The sequence below is a fragment of the Spirosoma pomorum genome (genome assembly GCF_054776615.1).
Window position 1 is genome coordinate 305410 of the sequence record NZ_BAAHBP010000037.1, and the last position, 17161, is coordinate 322570.

Here is a 17161-nt window from a genome sequence, read left to right on the forward strand (position 1 = left end):
ATCAGGTTGCTTGACATACAGCCCTGCGGGTTGTGGACTTGAAACTAAACTTCCTGCCTGCGTCTGCCGAAAAACCGCTAAGTTTGGCCCCGTAAACCTAACGACATACGCAGTCGCATGAAAACCGTAGATTCCTACAATTTCGCTGGCAAAAAAGCCCTCGTTCGGGTGGATTTTAACGTTCCTCTCGATAAACAGTTCAACATCACGGACGATACCCGCATAAAGGCGACTATCCCAACCGTCATGAAAATTGTGAACGATGGTGGTTCGGCCATTCTGATGTCGCACCTGGGCCGGCCAAAAGGCGGTCCCGAAGAAAAATACTCGCTGAAGCATATCCTGCCCGCTCTGAACGAAGCATTTGGACGCGAGGTGAAATTCGCCGACGATTGCATTGGTCAGTCGGCTACGGATCTGGCAGCAGCGCTCCAGCCCGGTGAAATCCTCCTGCTCGAAAATCTGCGTTTTTACAAGGAAGAAGAAAAAGGTGATGAAGAGTTTGCCAAAAAACTGGCAAGCCTTGGCGATGTTTGGGTAAATGACGCGTTCGGAACGGCACACCGCGCCCACGCCAGTACGGCCGTTATGGGCCAGTTCCTTACGGACCGCGTGGCGGGTTACGTCATGCAGGCCGAACTGGATAACGCTAAAAAGATCTTGGACGAGGCAGAACGCCCATTTACGGCGATTATGGGTGGTGCGAAGATCTCTGATAAAATCCTGATCATCGAAAAACTGCTGGATAAAGTCGATAACCTGATTATTGGTGGTGGTATGACCTATACCTTCACGAAGGCGCAGGGCGGCAGCATCGGTAAATCGCTTCTCGAAGCGGATAAGCAGGGCTTGGCGCTGGAGCTGCTGAAAAAAGCAGAAGAGAAAGGCGTAAAAATCTACATGCCTGTCGATAACGTCTGCGCCGATGATTTCTCGAACGATGCCAACCGGCAGATCGTTGCTACAGGCCAGATTCCGGATGGCTGGGAAGGGCTGGACATCGGTCCTGAAACGATCAAGTTGTTCACGGACGTTGTACTGAATTCGAAAACGATCCTGTGGAATGGCCCAATGGGCGTATTTGAGTTCGAAAACTTTGCTACGGGTACCAATGCCATTGCGGAAGCGGTTGTGAAAGCAACCGAAGAAAATGGTGCGTTCTCGCTGATCGGTGGTGGTGATTCGGCATCGGCTGTGAACCAGGCTGGTTACGGCGACCGCGTAAGCTATGTATCGACCGGTGGTGGCGCTTTGCTGGAATACATGGAGGGTAAAACGCTGCCGGGCGTTGCTGCGCTGGAAGCGTAAAACCACGTATTGAAAACATAAACGTTCGCCTTTCCTGGCATTCTCCGTTGAGGATGCCAGGAAAGGCGAACGTTGTTTTTGTGCACAATCGACCTGCGACCGCCTTACTTCTTCTGCTGGGACAGGAACGTAATCAGCGACGCAAACTCTTCGTAGGACAACGCGTTCGCTAATCCAGTTGGCATCATGGAGTTCTCCATTTCTTTACGAGAAACCACGTCAGATGCCTTGATCGTGTACACCTGCCCCGTAATGTCGCGCATGACAATCCGGGTGGCTGATTCTTCGGTGACAAAGCCCGTGTAACTCTTATTTCCTTTGGCTGTAATGAACACCGTGGCGAAACCTTGCGAGATGGACGCATCTGGCTTGAGAATCGACTCGGCAATCTGATCACGAGTCATGATCGAACCAATCTGTCCCATGAATGGGCCTTTCATGGGGTCGTTCTTGTTGAGGCTGTGGCAGGCAATACATCCCTGTTGTGTAAACAAGGTTTTTCCCAGGGCCGCTTCTCCTTTGATTTTGGCCATTGCCAGCATTACGTCCTCAATAGATGCTTCGCCAATCTGTCCCTTCTTATTTCTTATTTTCTCCAGGTCAACTTTGGGCTCCTCTTTAGCGATGACGGTTTCTTCAACGCCAAACTCCGGAATTTCCAGACGAAGGCGGCTATTCATATCGGTGAAAAACTTCTTCTGGTCGCTCTTTTTCCATTCGTCAACCAGCAGGTTTTTGATCTGGGGTGATGACTCCCACTCAACTGACCGGTAATAAGGACCGTGGGTGTCAGGGCGCGTACTCCACCACCAAGAGCCATCGTAATTCGCTTCTTTCTTATACAGCCGGGCCAGGGTCGTTAAGATCTTACTTTTCTGAGCTGCATCGGTTGTTTTTGCGTAAGCCGCCAGTAGTCCATTCACGGCTTTGGGATCATGCATGTACCGTAACGCCCAGAGAGCCAGTGTCGATTGATTCGTGTTAAGGGCATTGACACAGGCGTCGACCGCTTGCAGATTAACTAACGCCCGAACCGCCAGGTGAGCGGGAACGATTGACGAATTAGGCGTAGCGTGGGGTCCTTCGGTTCCTGACGCGGGAGGAACGAACGTATCGGGCACACGAACCTGTAATAATGCCTGAGCTGCTTCGGGCTTGCCTAAACGACCCATGCCGATGATGGATGCTGTCTGAACGCGGGGCGAGGAACTGCTCAAGCCTGCCAGGAATGGCTCCAGTGGTACGGTAGCAACAAATGCTTTGCGGTCGGCCAATGCGCGCAGGGCATATTCCTGCATCGTTTCGTCCGATGTTAGTTTGACCAGATTAGTTACTCCGGCACTGCCGGCCGCCTGAGCATACGTATACATGGCCGCAATGCGACTAGGTAATGCCAGACTTTTGTCGGTAGCAATCGACCAAACTGTTTTCTGGACTTTGGCATCGGTACGGCTTAATAACTCCTGCTGAGCCGCCAGCCGGGCCACAGCGCTGTTGGATCGCAGTAAGTCAGCCAGCTTTTTAACCGACATTTTCTTGACGTTGCTGAACGGTACGTATTTCCAGTCTTTTGGAACGGCCCGCGCTACGTAGCCTTTGCCGGGGTTGCCGGTATAGCCAGCACCGTCCCAGGCGGACAAATACATCCGTCCAGAGCCGTCGATATCAACATCGGTGATCTGGGGCAGTTTGATAAACTCTTCCTCTTTCTGCACAAAGCTGGGCCCGTCGCTCGTGACCCGATGCAGGTAAAGCTGGTTGCGACCCCAGTCGGCCATCATCGGTACGTGGTTGTACTTTTCGGGCCACGAGGGTTCATCCATGTAGAGTGATCCGGTTCCTGATCCGCCACCGACATCAACCAGCGCCGGAATGATCTCATCGGTGAAATGCTTGAACAGAACAGGGTAGCCGTACTCACCCGATTGGATGTGGTGCGAAAACCGAATGTTCCAGCCTCCTCCGTCATTCGTATTATCGCGGGTGAAGGTATTCATGTACGGATCAATGGCTACATCGTAGATGTTCCGGGTACCGTGTGTGTAGACCTCCATTTCGGTACCGTCGGGCCGAACCCGGACAATACCACCCCCTAGCATGGTCAGTTCTTTGCCCGACCGATCAACGGCTTTATGAAACCCAAAATCACCCACGGCAATGTACACCCAGCCGTCGATTCCCATCCGGATACCATTGGTCGCGTGGTCCGTACCACGGCTTTGGATAAAGTTTACGTTGCTGATATGCTCAATCAGCGGTTTCGATGGCCCGTCAGCAACGCCGTCCTGGTTTTTATCCTCAAAAACAACCAGGTCCATGCCGGTCGCCTTCTTCGTTTCGGGTGAGAAGGTCGTGTGCAGGACCAGCAGCCGGTCGCCCAGCGGCAGAATTCCCCGTGGATTATCGACCTGAGCGAACTCCGTATGGCTGTCCATCCGCCCGTCGTTGTTTGAATCGATGAGCCGAACAATGCTTCCTTTACCGGGCTCTTTTCCCAGCGATCCCATTTTATCAACCCCCACGTACACTTCGCCTGTGGGCGCCACGGCCATACAGGCCGGGCTAGGCGTTAGTGATGGACCAGCGAATGCAGTCAGCATCAACTCGTTGGGCCAGCTGGCTGCTTTTAACAACGTATCAGGGCCTTCCCGAAACTGAGATCCATTCATTCTGGGGGAAGACGACTCTTTAGTGATCATTCCAGCAACTACCCCAAGGGTTGCAGCACCTAGTAATATCGACCGTAACATAGTTAATCTTAATCCAATGAACCTGCTTGATTTCTTAAAAAATAACGGGGAGCGCAATACCTACTTAACAAGTACGGCGTAAACTTTTCCTTTTTCTGTTTTCATGCGCAAAACGTACCCCTCATCCGTCTTCGTTGCAGTTTGCTTCGTGCCCTGAATCTGAACGGGAACGCTCGTGAGCAACATTAATTCACCGCCAGTCAATGACTTTAGCTGAGCACCCGTCAGCGCCGATTTTTTCCAGCTGATATTGACTTCGAAGCCGCCCCGTGCTTTTAGTCCCGTTACGTTGCCTTCCGGCCACGAGGTAGGTAGGGCGGGCAACAAATGAACCTTGTCTAAATGGCTCTGCACCAGCATTTCGGCCATGCCAGCCGTACCCGCAAAGTTACCATCAATCTGAAAAGGAGGGTGGGCGTCGAAAAAGTTGGGATACGTTCCGCCATGTCGATGTTCTTTTGTACCGTTCGTGTATCGGAGTAACTGACGAATCAGGGCATAAGCATGATCGCCATCCTGTAGCCGGGCCCACCAGTTGATTTTCCAGCCTTTGCTCCAGCCTGTCCCCTCGTCGCCCCGCATTTCCAGCGTTTTGCGGGCTGCCGCGAAAAACTTGGGCGTTTGAGTGGTAATCTGTCGGCCGGGGTGCAGGCCAAACAAATGCGATATGTGCCGATGATGCGGCTCGGTTTCGGGAAAGTCCTGGATCCACTCCAATAATTGCCCCTGGCTACCCACCTGTAACGGGAACAACTGGCGTCGTTTTTCCGTCAGGAGTTGTCTGTAGTCGGCGTCGATGCCTAGCGTTGTCGAGGCATCAATCAGGTTGGAGAATAAGTCCCAGATGATGGACATATCCATCGTCGTGGCTACCGAAACACCCTGAGCCTTGCCGTTCGCGTCTTTAAATTTATTTTCGGGGGTTGTAGACGGGGCTGTTACCAAATTATCATGTTTATCCGCGACCAGCCAGTCCAGAGAAAAGGCTGCTGCTTCTTTCATGATTGGGTAGGCGTATTCCGCCAGAAACTTTCGATCGCCCGTAAAGCGGTAATGTTCCCAGAGATGCTGACACAGCCAGTTGCCGCCCATATACCAGTTAGCCCAGACGGGGTCGCCGTCTCCCTTATTGCCGACCGCATTGCTCAGCCCCCAAATGTCCGAATTGTGGTGAGCTACCCAGCCCCGGGCGTTGTAAAATTCCCGGGCTGTGACCGCACCTGTCTTTGAGAGATCACTTATCCAGTTCAGGAGCGGGCGGTGCATCTCGGAAAGGTTCGTCAGTTCCGCCGGCCAGTAGTTCATCTGGGTGTTGATGTTGATCGTATAATTCGAGCTCCAGGGCGCCCGTAACTCTTTGTTCCAGATTCCCTGTAAATTAGCCGGTGGGCCGCCGGGGTGGGAGGAAGAAATCAACAAATAGCGTCCGTACTGAAAATACAGCGTTTCCAAGGCAGGGTCATACGTACCTGACGCGTACGCTTCCAGCCGTTTGTCGCTAGGCAGTGAAACCCTTGGGTTAGTGGCCAGGGTATCCTTGATCGAAAGAGCCAGCCGATTAAAATAGTGGTGGTAATCCGCTTTGTGTTCAGTTAGTAATGCTGAAAACGTTTTCTGCGACGCCTGGTCAAGGTACGTCCGGGCCAATCCTTTCTCGTCCTTACCATCCTTGTCCGGGCACTTGTCAAATCCATTGAAGCTGGTTGCGGCCGAGAGATAAAGAGTTACTTCCGTCGCATCTTTGACATGAATACCCGCCGTATCAGTCTGTAGCTGGCCGCCATTGGCGACTGCTTTAATCCGGTACTGGAAGCGCATCCCGTTACACCCCGTACTATCTTCGTATTGAATGGGCTTCCGACCTTTGGGGTTGTAATAATTAGGGTCAACGCGAGCGGGTGCTTTCCCGTTGATCACCAGCGTATTTCCTGCTTCAACCGCCTGCCGAATTCGCAACTGTGATTTTGTGGAAATGTCCAGCGTGAGTTGATTAGCCTTGCTGGCAGAGAGCCGGATGACAAGCACGTTGGCGGGGGCCGAGCTAAACATCTCCCGAGAATAGTCAACGTTCCCCACCGTAAAGCGAGTGGTGCTTATGGCATCCGAAATGGATAGATCCCGATAGTACGCTGAAGTGTCTCCCGCGGGTAACTGTTGCCGAAGGACTAAGTCGCCAAGGGGCAGATACGATTCGCTGTACACGCCCTGCATGTTACGGGCCAGCAAATCAGCCTTGGTGTAATCCTGCCGGTCGAGGAGCGCTTCTCGTAACGGAGCTAAGTTACTGGCAGATGTGGGGTTAACTCCTTTTCTGACTGGTCCCCCCGACCAGAGCGACGACTCATTGAGCTGAATGAGCTCCTCCTGAACCCCACCAAAAACCATTGCTCCAACTCGACCATTACCCAGTGGGAGGGCTTCGACCCAACGGGTGGCGGGCTTATCGTACCACAGCTTCTGGGAAGGCTGAGCCTTCAGACATCCCAGCCCAAGCAGCGTAAAAGAATAAGCAATTAAAAAGGATTTCATCTAGTTGGAAAAGGCGATTCACCGACTGGTATAGTTTGGTGCTGGATTGTCTGGCTATGATCAATAGATGTATAACTGCTGCCAACTCCGTAACACGGGAGACTGGTAACGAGGAACGGATAGCCGATCTGGCGTTTACCAATTAATCAATACTGATCATGGCTTTGATAACGCCGTTGGCTGGGTTAAGCCAATGCTCGAACTCGTTACCTACCTGTCCGAAGTCAACCCGATGGGTGATAAAGGGGGCTGGGTTGAGCTGTTTACTCTTCAACGTTGCTACGACGTAGTCAAAATCGCTACGGGTTGCATTGCGGCTACTCATGAGCGTGGCTTCTCGCTTGTGAAAGTCAGGGTGGCTGAAGCTGATGTTGCCTTTTTGCAAGCCAACCAATACGTAACGCCCGCCATGAGCCAGGTAAGAGAATCCCTGCTCAATCGCTTTCAGACTCCCCGTAGCGTCAATTACAACTGTTGGCATATCGCCCTTGGTGATCATTCGAATCTGCTCCATTGCATCCGCGCTACGGGCATCAACCACGTGTGGTATCTGGAGTTGCTCCTGGCAGAAAGCCAATCGACCTGGGTTTACGTCTAGGGCCGTAACGATGCCTCCAGCCAAACCGGCAAAGGCCATAATGCCAATGCCAATGGGACCGGCCCCAACCACGAGTACGTGCTCTCCCGGCTGGACGCCCGCCCGTCGAACGCCGTGAGCGCCAATGGCCAATGGCTCAACCAGCGCCAACTCGTCGAGACTCAGCCCGTTGCCGGATAGCAATGCATACGTTGGTACGGTCAGGTATTCGCGCATACCGCCGTCAACGTGCACTCCGCATACACGCATCTGTTCGCAGCAGTTGGTTTTGCCCGCCCGGCAGGCAATACAATGCCCGCAGTGGAAATAAGGCAGGATCGTTACGGCTTCACCGGGGGTAAAAGGAGCGTCTCCATTGACGGCTACCAGTTCGCCCGCTAGTTCGTGGCCCAGTATCCGTGGGTAACTAAAATAAGGCTGCGTTCCTTCGTAAGCGTGCAGATCAGTACCGCAGACACCAACCCGTCGGATACGTAGCAGCGCTTCGTTGGACTGCACATCAGGCATTACGTCGGTACCGTAATCTAATTGGCCGGGAGCCGTACAGGTTAATACTTTCATATAGTTAGTTTGCATCGAATAAAGCTTAGTTCAGAGGAACAAAGCCTCATTGTCATAGATCGGTTGCTTACAGATTTGGGGGGCCAACGGAAATGGGCACACCCTACGTTCCGATAGTATCTCGCTAATCAGCTAAAGGCGGGTCTATGTTTGTAAATTATAAGGGTACCCGGCCACCTACCGAAATAAGGCTAAAACCCGAAACTAATGCATCGAGTCATTAGCCAGCAGTTTTGGGACAAAGAACCTGCATTTGTTTCAAATGAATTAATCATAATTTATCCATGATATGTGGTATCTTAACATTGATGCCCCGTTTCCCTTTGCAACCTGTCTTTTACTGGCAATAACCGGACAGTGAATGGGGTAGCAAGCTGATAAACTAAGAATGCGTACAGAAACTAACCCAAGCCATCTGTTCCTGAAGGCAGCAAGACTAAAGACCACTCAGGCCCGCTTTCGCTTTATTATCAATGCTGTTTTTGTACTCATGGTGCTTAAAACTGAGGGCTTTCTGAAAAAACTTTTTGGCACGAGCGCGGTCGTTCTTTTGTCGGTAGATATACCCCAACTGTAACGCCGAGGTAGCGCCAAAGGATAATTGTTCGTCCCGGGCGGCTTCGCACAGAGCCAGTGAACGTAACAGAACGGGAATCGCCTTATCTGGTTCGTCCCGACGCTGGTAGATTCGTCCCAGCCGATAATTATATTCTGCTTTTTCGGCCGTCGTCGTTAAGTCGGCTTCAGAATAAGGGCGGAGATAAGCCAAAGCACTGTCCGTGAAGCCGCCGTCGGAGGCCAGCCGGGCACGCATGAGCACTTTTTGCTGAGGAGAAGTGCCCCGCTTTAGATAGGACTCGGCAAATTTCTGAGCGGCTTTGTCCGATTCGACTGTCGTTCGCCCAACGGCGGTGACTTTCTGCAGCAGAGGCATTGTAGTAGCATCGGGCTCGTTGGCCAGCCAGTGGCAGAGAAACAATTTGTAGTACGAATCTTTCAGAAAGTTACGTCCCTGGTAGGTTCGAAGAAACTGGTCGTAGTGCTTCCTGGCCGTAACGTACTGCCCCTTTTGAATAAAGAGATCGCCCAGAACATTTTCGATAATGGGAATGGGTTGATAGGCTGGGCCTGTTGGGCGAGCGGTCAAGTAGCGTAACGCCTGTTCGCCATGCCCTGTCTTCTGTTCGATCGTCGCGCCGAAAAAGTGAAGGAGCAGATTGTCCGGGTGAGTACTGACGAGCTGATGCAGCGTTTGCTGATCGGTATCTGTAAATGTCAGGACGTAAGCCCGAACCATGAGGTCAATCAGGCGGGCTTCCAAACCGAAGGTTGGGTCCTGCTGAGCCCGTTTAAGTTCCTGCTGGCCTTGCTGGATGCTGCCTCGCAGACCGAGGAGATTGGCGACCCAGACGTAACTTTCTGGCACTGAGCCGATCATGATATGTAGCGTACCAAGCGATTTATACGTTGGTAAAAAATCCGGAAAGCGTTTCTGATTGTCGGCCAGGAGTTTATAGGCTCGTATGACGTCCCAGCTGGCACTCAGTTCTTTACCGAATTTGAGTTTGGCAAAAGCCCAGTGCAGACGAACTTCGGCTTGAAGAAGGCGCTGCCAGGGTGAGGCTTTATCCAAACCGTCGAGTGCGTCCAGTCGATCGTCTTCCCGACTGCTGTACTGAGCGAAAAGTCGCTCGTCGTCCGACGTAACGAGCGTCAGCATATCGGCATAGTCATCGAGAAAGATTCGTACGCCGTTGTCGGTACTTTCCTGATTGATGCGTTGCCTGGCGGTCTGCACCTTTAGTTCCTGCAAGTCAGTATAAGCCTGACGTAAACCCGGCGTCCAGACAACACTTTGGCCGTACACCGTCTGAACAAAGAGAAGACTGAGAAGCAGATAGCGCATGAACGGTAGAGGAGGGGGTAAAAGAGAAAAGGTCGCCTAAACGACGACCTTTTCTGTGCGCCAGCACGTACTGGCCAGAACTGTCTCTTAGCGACGACCTGTCGGGGCTGGCTCCGGGCTGCCTTCAACATCGGCGAAAATCCGGCCGCAGTGTTCGCAGACGATGATTTTCTTTTTGTCTTTGATGTCGGCCTGGCGTTGCGGGGGAACTACGTTGAAGCAGCCTCCGCAGGCACCACGTTTTACCATTACAACCGCCAGTCCGTTCAGTGCGTTTCCGCGAATTTTGTTGTACGAGTTCAGCAGACGCGATTCGATCGTCGTAGACTGCTCGTCGCGTTGTTTGATGATTTCTTTCTCCTCCTCCTGGCTCTCAGACGTAATCTGATCCAGTTCCTGTTTTTTCGCTTTCAGGTCTTCTTTGCGCTCGTTGAGAGCTGCCTGAGTCGTTTTGATTTCCTCTTCCTTGCCGCGAACGCGGAACTGCGATTCATTGGTCCGCTTTTCGGCCAGTTCAATTTCCAACGACTGAAGCTCGATCTCTTTCGAGATGGCGTCGAACTCACGGTTGTTGCGGACGTTCATCTGCTGATCTTTGTATTTGGTGATTAGCTTCTCAGCGTCTTTCTTGGCAACGCGGTTGCGCTCGACTTCTTCTTCCAGCGTCTTGATTTCGGACTGGAACTTACCGATACGGGTTTCGAAGCCGGCGATATCATCTTCAAGATCGCGTACCTCTTCCGGTAAGCTCCCGCGGATTTTGATGAGCTCGTCTAGTTGAGAATCAAGAGATTGCAGTTTAAGAAGGGCGTCTAATTTCTGCGCAATCGTAAGTTCCATTCGGAATGTATTTAGTTCTATACGAAGTATCGGACTGGGTTTGTGCCAGTCTCCGATAAAATTACCGCAAAAGTAGTGAATTTTTTGGCCAAATGCTGGCTAATCAACTCTTTTGTAAAGACTTCGCTCTCGTAATGGCCAATATCACAGATAACGATCCGACCATCAGCGTCGAAAAATTCGTGGTATTTATAGTCAGCCGTCACAAAAACATCCGCTCCTGCGCGTATGGCATCATTTAGTAAAAAGCTGCCAGCTCCACCACAGACGGCAATTCGTCGAACGGGTTTGTTCAATAGAGCCGTATGCCGAATCAAATAGAGGTTCATTTTTTCTCTCAAATAAGCCAGCCAAGCTTCACCATCCAGTGGCTCAGTCAGGTCACCTACCGCACCTGAACCAACTTCCTGATTCTGGTTGTCGAGTCCATATAGATCATAAGCAACTTCTTCGTAAGGATGTGCCTGTCGCAGAGCTGCCAGAATAGTTGCTTGCTGGTGGGATGAAAAAATAACTTCAATGCGATCCTCCGGTTCCAGATGATACTCGCCAACCTTGCCAAGGACAGGATTCGCTTGTTCGCTGGCCTGGTAAGCGCCTGTTCCGGCTGTCCGGAAACTACAGTTTTGATAATTTCCTATGTTTCCGGCACCAGCTTCGTGCAGGGCGTCAAGTACCCGCTGCGTATCGGCGGTGGGTACGAACGTAACCAGCTTACTTAGAACCTGTGCCTTGGGAGCCAGAATCTGCACATTGTTTAGGCCTAATTGATCGGCTATCTTATAATTGACCCCACCCTGTACATTGTCCAGATTGGTGTGCGTCGCGTAAATGGCCACGTCGTGCTTGATGGCCTTGATGACCGTTCGTTCAACGTAATTCTTCCCATTCAGTTTCTTCAGCCCCTTAAAGACAATCGGATGATGCGCTACGACCAGGTTGCAACCCTTGGCGATGGCCTCATCAATAATGGCTTCCGTTGTGTCGAGCGATACCAGTACGCCGGTGATTTCTGCGCTAGGGTCGCCCACAATCAGACCGGCATTGTCGTACGATTCCTGGTAGGCGAGAGGGGCCAGCCTTTCCAGATAGGCAGTCAACTGACGAATTTGAGTCATAGATAGATGAGTTTAGTGAAGTAGTACCCGCGAAGAATATGGGAAAACGAAAAAACCGCTTCAGCGTGGTGCTAAAGCGGTTTCTCAATTTGTTGGCGGTCCGGACGGGGCTCGAACCCGCGACCCCCTGCGTGACAGGCAGGTATTCTAACCAACTGAACTACCGAACCATTTTCGATATTGGCTGCTGTTGCTGACCTTTATCGTGGCACAAAAGTAGAGCGTTTTGTAATGCAGCGCAAGAGGGTGGCGAAAAAAAAGTAGTGTTTTTTGATCAGTGAAAGCTATGGTGTCTGTTAATCAGTTGGTTTTATTCGAAAAAAAATGATGACTAATAAACGGAACCAAAAAAAGTCCATTCGAAATTGTAAATAGAATACCGTACCATTCCGAAATACACGTTTTCACTCGTATGCTCACGTCAGCGTCTTACATTGAACTGATCAACCGCATTTATAGCCAGGCGCAGCAAGATGGATTTCGACCGTACCCAGTAGCCTGTTATGAAGTATTTATGTTGGCACAGGGGCGAGATAAAGCACTTGATCGTGAATTGCTGTTTTTTCAGCAGCTTAGCGACCTGTTTGAGTGGCGGTTGTCCCGGCGTCAACAACAGGAATACCTTAATAGTCTAAAAGCGGGATTAACGCTGGTGCTGACTGATTTGACCAAAACGATTTTGTGGACAAGTCAGAATTTTCTGAGCATGACAGGATACGAGCGCAAGGAAGCTGTGGGGAAAACCCCCCGGTTATTGCAAGGAATAGATACTGATCCCATTACGGTTCAGCGCATCAATGAAGCATTAAATCAGGCAGAACCTGTTTCAGCCGACCTGGTAAACTACCGTAAGAATGGTGATCCGTACATATGCCGGGTAAGCATTCGTCCGCTTTACAACACACAGCGAAGATTAACGCATTTCCTGGCGGTAGAGCGAGAGGTCGCTGAAAAAGTATAAAAAAGCGGCTGCTTCCAATCAGAAGCAGCCGCTTTTTTAAGTCTGTTATTACTCTTCTTCGTTGCTTAATTCATTGGCCTCATCGGGCGTCATCTTCTCCGCGTCGTTTGCCTGAAGGCTATCAAGCGTTTCCTGCCGGGTGGCGTAGGAATCAATATCTGTATCGCCAGGAACGTCCGGGTTTGGACGATCTAAATCAGTCTGACTGACTTCTGTCGGGGCATCGGCTCTTTCTTTCATAAAGATTGGAATTAGTCTCTACAGCAGAACAGCTCGACGATCAAAAGGTTTATTCCCTTTCGCCAAACCTTTGGCGTATGAATTGCATTGTAACTATACACTACGTCTTTATGAAACAGTTCTTTCGCGCATTGCGCTGGGCGTTGCTTGTTCTAGTAATACTGGCTGTTGGTACAGTTATCGTCGCCTGGTTTGTTGACTCTCGTCAAACCGATCAAGACCTGGCCGACGAGTTCAGTGGACAACGCATTCGGCCTACGGTACACCGCTATCAAGTTAAGGATGGGAATGATTTAAGAACCATTCGATTTATGGAGACACCTGCACTAGCGGGTGATTCAGCCTTGCCTGTTGTGCTATTCGTTCACGGTGCACCCAGCTCCTTGTCGTTTTTTAACGGTTTTTTTAAAGATACGGCTCTTCTGAAACGGGCGCAGCTGGTATCGGTTGATCGGCCAGGGTACGGCTATTCCGATTTTGGCTGGGTTGAAACGTCGATCGTTAAGCAGGCCAAGTTTTTGCAACCGCTCATCGACCGGTATAAGAAAGCGCCTTATTTGATGATTGTCGGTTCTTCATACGGTGGGTCAGTGTCGGCCCGATTAGCCATGAATAATCCTAACGCAGTTGACCACGTAGTCTTTGTCTCGTCGGCGCTGGGACCAGGACTGGAGCGGACGTACGGCATCAGCTACCTGGTTGATAGTCCACTCCTGCATTGGGGAATACCACCTTTATTGAGGCTGGCCAACGACGAAAAACTAGCACATCGCCAGGCGCTGGAAGCTATTCTGCCTGACTGGCCCAAAATTAAAGCGGGCATTACCATGCTGCATGGGCAGCGCGATGAACTGGTCTACCCAACAAACGTTACGTTCGCCCAAAACCATCTGATAAACGCCCAAATGCGGCAGTTTCTTTTGCCCGAGAATCGGCATGACATCGTGATGAACAAGCGCGAGTATATCTCAGAAATATTGCTGGATATCCTTACCCGAAGCGACGTAAAGAAAACAGTTGGTGAGCATGTAGTTGCCGCGAAATAGAACGTCAGGCCATGAGCTCAATCCGGTTCTGTTCAGGGTCAAGAATAACACTTTCGTAGTAACCATCACCGGTTCGGCGGGGCTCACCAACAATTGTATAGCCGTCTTGGCGAAGTTGCTCGGTCAGCGTGTCGACGGCGGATTCACTGCCGAGTGCGATAGCAAAATGAATGAGCCCGGTAAACTGGAGCAGGGCTTCGTTGTGGGTAAGTGGGATCGTAGGCATCTGCATGAGTTCCAGACGCGGTCCACCCGTTGGGAATGACAGGAAGTAGGACGAGAAGTTCTTAGTGGGATTAACGTATTTGTCGTTGGCTACGCAACCAAAGTATGTTTCGTAAAACGTTCTCATGGATTCTAGATCGAGAACCCAGATGGCAATGTGTTCGATGTTCATGGGGCAAAATTCGTCAGAGAATAGACCGACATACAACATCAGTATTGCTCAAAAATAGTGTTCTGTTACCCCACCGAACTTAGCTATAACACCAGCGCTGGTAGCCAGAATACACCATCGCCTAACCAGCGGTATCGTTCATTCCGGAGGAAATAAGCGGGATAACGCTGAATAACGTAAAGCATAAGACTCATGATGGCGAGCATCAGCGACGACCGTTGAGCAAACCGGTCTTCGGTCAGAAAACAGAGCGAAACCCCCGTAGCTACGATTAAGAAGGTAAGCCAACGCAATAGTAGCTCACACCGCTCGACTCCCCAGGCGCTAGCCAGCGAAAACAAGTCTTGATTAGGCAGCTCTCCTAACTCCATAACGGCAAATAGAAGCAGATTCTGAAACGCAATACCCGTAAACATAAAGCATTCGGTAATCTCTATGCCACTGATAGTTGGCCGCTGCACCCACACACTCCCCCATACGCCAGCCGAATAGAGTAGCGCTACCAGTGGTTCTTTAAGCAGCAAGGCCGGATGCCGGGCCGGAAGCCGAAAAACTGCAGCCAGATAAGCCGCACATAGGCCGCCAAGCACAATACCGAATTTGATGACGCTGGACGGTAAAAACCAAACCAGCACGAAGGTCAAAATAATTGCTGCCACGACAACGCGCCAAAGTAGAGGGGCGTAACGCCGATGAAAATGAAGCCGGGCTGTTAGCGGTTCGCCAACCTTCTGCCCATCCAATAGCCGGTCAACGGCGTAAATAACAAATACGACAAGCGCCAGTACAACTGGTGTCGCCCAATGGACGGATGACTCGTCGGGGAGACGATCTGCATCAAGCTGGGATATACCAAGCCGGGCTGCCATCCGGTTCGACAGCACCGCACCCAGCACAACAGGAAAACTCAGATAATAAGCGTTACGTAGCGGTGTAAGCAAAGTAAGGTGGTTGACAATGGTTGATGGCAGTTAAACCGGTGGCGCTAACCAGGGCTCTTGACGGTTAACAACGGTAACGGACTGGCCAACGTGTATTGCGCCCGTTGCTGCTGGATCCGTCAGAACGTTCTGACCAAGTAAAATCTTCTTTTCCCAACGCCGATACGTAGCCAGCGTTTGTAAGGGTTCTTTGCCTTTTTTGGCTGTCTCCGGATCAATGGTTGTGAGGACGCAACGGGCACAGGGCTTGACCCCATAAAAGTCAAGCTCGCCAATCTGAAACTGCTGCCAAGCGTCTTCTTCATTAGGTCGAGCGCCACTGACAACAAGGCTTGGGCGGAAGCGTCGCATGTCAACCGGCTCGGGTAATCGTTGATTCAGTTCGTCGAGCGATGCCTGGCTAATCAACAAATACGGGTAGCCATCGGCGAAGCTGACCGCATCACCGGGCTTCGCGTACTTCGGGTCGACTTCGCGGTTTGTTGTTTCCGGCATGTACACAAGCCGACAGGTCAGTCCCAACGTGTCTGAAAACCAGCGGTCGGCTTCATCACTAACGGTTACGGCCGGTACGTCGTGACTATCCCAGATCGACACCCGGACTGACTCCTTCGTTTGTTCCTGACTTGGCACTAGTGGTAGAACCAGTACGTTTTCGGGCCGATGTCGATGCCAGACGCGCAATTGAGCGTTATCTGAATCAGCATTGTCAATCGCTACGTCGATCAGGGCCATCTGTGGGTGGGTACGCTGGGTAATGAACGGCCACGGTTCGCTATCATCAGTTGGCTGAACGAGCATAAACCGCCGATCGTACCGAAATCCTTTGCCTTCGACAATCGCTTCAGATACCGAAATGCCGCCGAGCGACTTGATTGGATAAATATAAAGTTCAGAAACAGTCATGAGAGACAGTCGGAATTATGGGCTTAAAAACTCATGCGCGGCAGTGGACTAACGTCCTGCGCTGTAAAATCGCCTTGGTCGTACTTAAACTTGGCCGCCATGGCAATCATAGCCGCATTGTCCGTGCAGTATTCAAACCGGGGGATATAGACCTGCCAGCCCAGTTCGTCACCCAGTTTGGTGAGTGAGGCACGTAAGCCACTATTCGCCGAAACGCCCCCCGCAACGGCAATCTGCCGGATACCGGTTTCCTGGGCGGCCCGCTTTACTTTTTTCAGCAGCATCTGAATCAGCGTGTGTTGAATACTAGCGCAGATATCGGGGAGGTTTTGGGCAATGAAATCAGGATTCGCTTTAACATGATCCCGCAGAAAATACAGAATGGCCGTTTTAATCCCGCTGAATGAAAAATTCAGGTCTGGCATCTCACTCATAGGGAAGCGATATGCCAGCGGGTTTCCTTCCTGCGCGTATTTGTCGATCAACGGGCCACCGGGATAGGGCAGTCCGAGTAGTTTGGCTGACTTATCAAACGCTTCACCGACGGCGTCGTCCTGAGTCTGGCCAATAACAGTCATTTCCAGCGGGCTATCGATCCGTACGATTTGTGTATGCCCCCCGCTCACGGTCAGGCAAAGAAACGGGAAGGTAGGTTTGTTGCGGGACGTACCGGGCTCATCAATAAAATGCGCCAGCACGTGCGCCTGCATATGGTTAACTTCAATCAACGGAATCTGCAGGCCCAGCGCCATCGCTTTGGCAAAAGACGTACCGACCAGCAGCGATCCTAAAAGGCCTGGTCCACGGGTAAAAGCAATCGCCGACAAGTCACTTTTGGGTATATTTGCATCGGCTAAGGCTCGTTCAACAACCGGTAAAATATGCTGCTGGTGAGCGCGGGAGGCTAATTCGGGCACAACACCCCCGTATTGTTCGTGAATCAACTGCGTTGCAATAACATTGGACAACAATTGACCGTTTGCTAAAACGGCCGCTGATGTTTCGTCGCAGGAAGACTCAATGGCTAAAATATTCACCGTACAAAACTAATACATAATGA

Annotated in this window: 14 protein-coding genes and 1 tRNA gene; 3 read left to right on the forward strand and 12 right to left on the reverse strand. The window is 51.2% G+C overall.

The features are described 5' to 3' along the window. The first annotated feature begins 117 nt into the window (after positions 1–117). Positions 118–1308 (forward strand): phosphoglycerate kinase, encoded by a 1191-nt coding sequence (locus ACYVAD_RS22420; RefSeq protein WP_461141777.1) that lies wholly within the window; start codon positions 118–120, stop codon positions 1306–1308. Positions 1309–1412: 104 nt separating this feature from the next. Here ACYVAD_RS22420 and ACYVAD_RS22425 read toward each other — a convergent pair whose 3' ends face one another. From ACYVAD_RS22425 to ACYVAD_RS22455, 7 genes are all read right to left on the reverse strand, one after another. Then, entirely contained in the window at positions 1413–3977 is a 2565-nt protein-coding gene (locus ACYVAD_RS22425) for a DUF7133 domain-containing protein (RefSeq protein ID WP_461141778.1), read from the reverse strand. A 141-nt stretch (positions 3978–4118) separates the two neighbouring features. Further along, entirely contained in the window at positions 4119–6587 is a 2469-nt protein-coding gene (locus ACYVAD_RS22430) for a glycoside hydrolase family 95 protein (RefSeq protein ID WP_461141779.1), read from the reverse strand. 142 nt (positions 6588–6729) lie between these two features. Then, positions 6730–7746, reverse strand: coding sequence for a zinc-binding alcohol dehydrogenase family protein (locus ACYVAD_RS22435; protein WP_461141964.1), 1017 nt, complete (start codon positions 7744–7746; stop codon positions 6730–6732). A gap of 436 nt (positions 7747–8182) precedes the next feature. Next, a complete protein-coding gene (locus ACYVAD_RS22440) occupies positions 8183–9652 on the reverse strand; it encodes a tetratricopeptide repeat protein (RefSeq protein ID WP_461141780.1) in 1470 nt (489 codons plus the stop codon). Between the two features lie 87 nt (positions 9653–9739). After that, positions 9740–10492, reverse strand: coding sequence for a zinc ribbon domain-containing protein (locus tag ACYVAD_RS22445; RefSeq protein WP_461141781.1), 753 nt, complete (start codon positions 10490–10492; stop codon positions 9740–9742). A gap of 17 nt (positions 10493–10509) precedes the next feature. After that, entirely contained in the window at positions 10510–11610 is a 1101-nt protein-coding gene (locus ACYVAD_RS22450; RefSeq protein WP_461141782.1) for a Nif3-like dinuclear metal center hexameric protein, read from the reverse strand. A gap of 93 nt (positions 11611–11703) precedes the next feature. Further along, a tRNA-Asp gene (locus ACYVAD_RS22455) sits at positions 11704–11780 on the reverse strand. Positions 11781–12022: 242 nt separating this feature from the next. Between ACYVAD_RS22455 and ACYVAD_RS22460 the strand changes: the two genes are divergently transcribed. After that, complete coding sequence (locus ACYVAD_RS22460) at positions 12023–12571, forward strand: PAS domain-containing protein (protein ID WP_461141783.1); 549 nt, start codon at positions 12023–12025, stop codon at positions 12569–12571. Positions 12572–12619: 48 nt separating this feature from the next. On the opposite strand, the gene ACYVAD_RS22465 is transcribed toward ACYVAD_RS22460, so the two are convergent. Beyond that, positions 12620–12811: a hypothetical protein gene (locus ACYVAD_RS22465; protein ID WP_461141784.1), complete on the reverse strand. Its 192-nt coding sequence runs from the start codon at positions 12809–12811 to the stop codon at positions 12620–12622. A gap of 110 nt (positions 12812–12921) precedes the next feature. Here ACYVAD_RS22465 and ACYVAD_RS22470 point away from each other — a divergent pair, with 110 nt between their 5' ends. Next, positions 12922–13857: an alpha/beta fold hydrolase gene (locus ACYVAD_RS22470; protein ID WP_461141785.1), complete on the forward strand. Its 936-nt coding sequence runs from the start codon at positions 12922–12924 to the stop codon at positions 13855–13857. A gap of 4 nt (positions 13858–13861) precedes the next feature. Here ACYVAD_RS22470 and ACYVAD_RS22475 read toward each other — a convergent pair whose 3' ends face one another. The 4 genes from ACYVAD_RS22475 to tsaD all read right to left on the reverse strand — a co-directional run bounded on the left by ACYVAD_RS22475 (position 13862) and on the right by tsaD (position 17138). Further along, the gene (locus tag ACYVAD_RS22475) at positions 13862–14254 is read right to left on the reverse strand and encodes a VOC family protein (protein WP_461141786.1); all 393 of its coding nucleotides are present in this window, start codon (positions 14252–14254) and stop codon (positions 13862–13864) included. An 83-nt stretch (positions 14255–14337) separates the two neighbouring features. Next, complete coding sequence (locus ACYVAD_RS22480) at positions 14338–15195, reverse strand: hypothetical protein (protein WP_461141787.1); 858 nt, start codon at positions 15193–15195, stop codon at positions 14338–14340. Positions 15196–15225: 30 nt separating this feature from the next. Next, entirely contained in the window at positions 15226–16101 is an 876-nt protein-coding gene (locus ACYVAD_RS22485) for an MOSC domain-containing protein (RefSeq protein WP_461141788.1), read from the reverse strand. Between the two features lie 23 nt (positions 16102–16124). Then, positions 16125–17138, reverse strand: coding sequence for a tRNA (adenosine(37)-N6)-threonylcarbamoyltransferase complex transferase subunit TsaD (gene tsaD, locus ACYVAD_RS22490; protein WP_461141789.1), 1014 nt, complete (start codon positions 17136–17138; stop codon positions 16125–16127). Positions 17139–17161 lie beyond the last annotated feature (23 nt).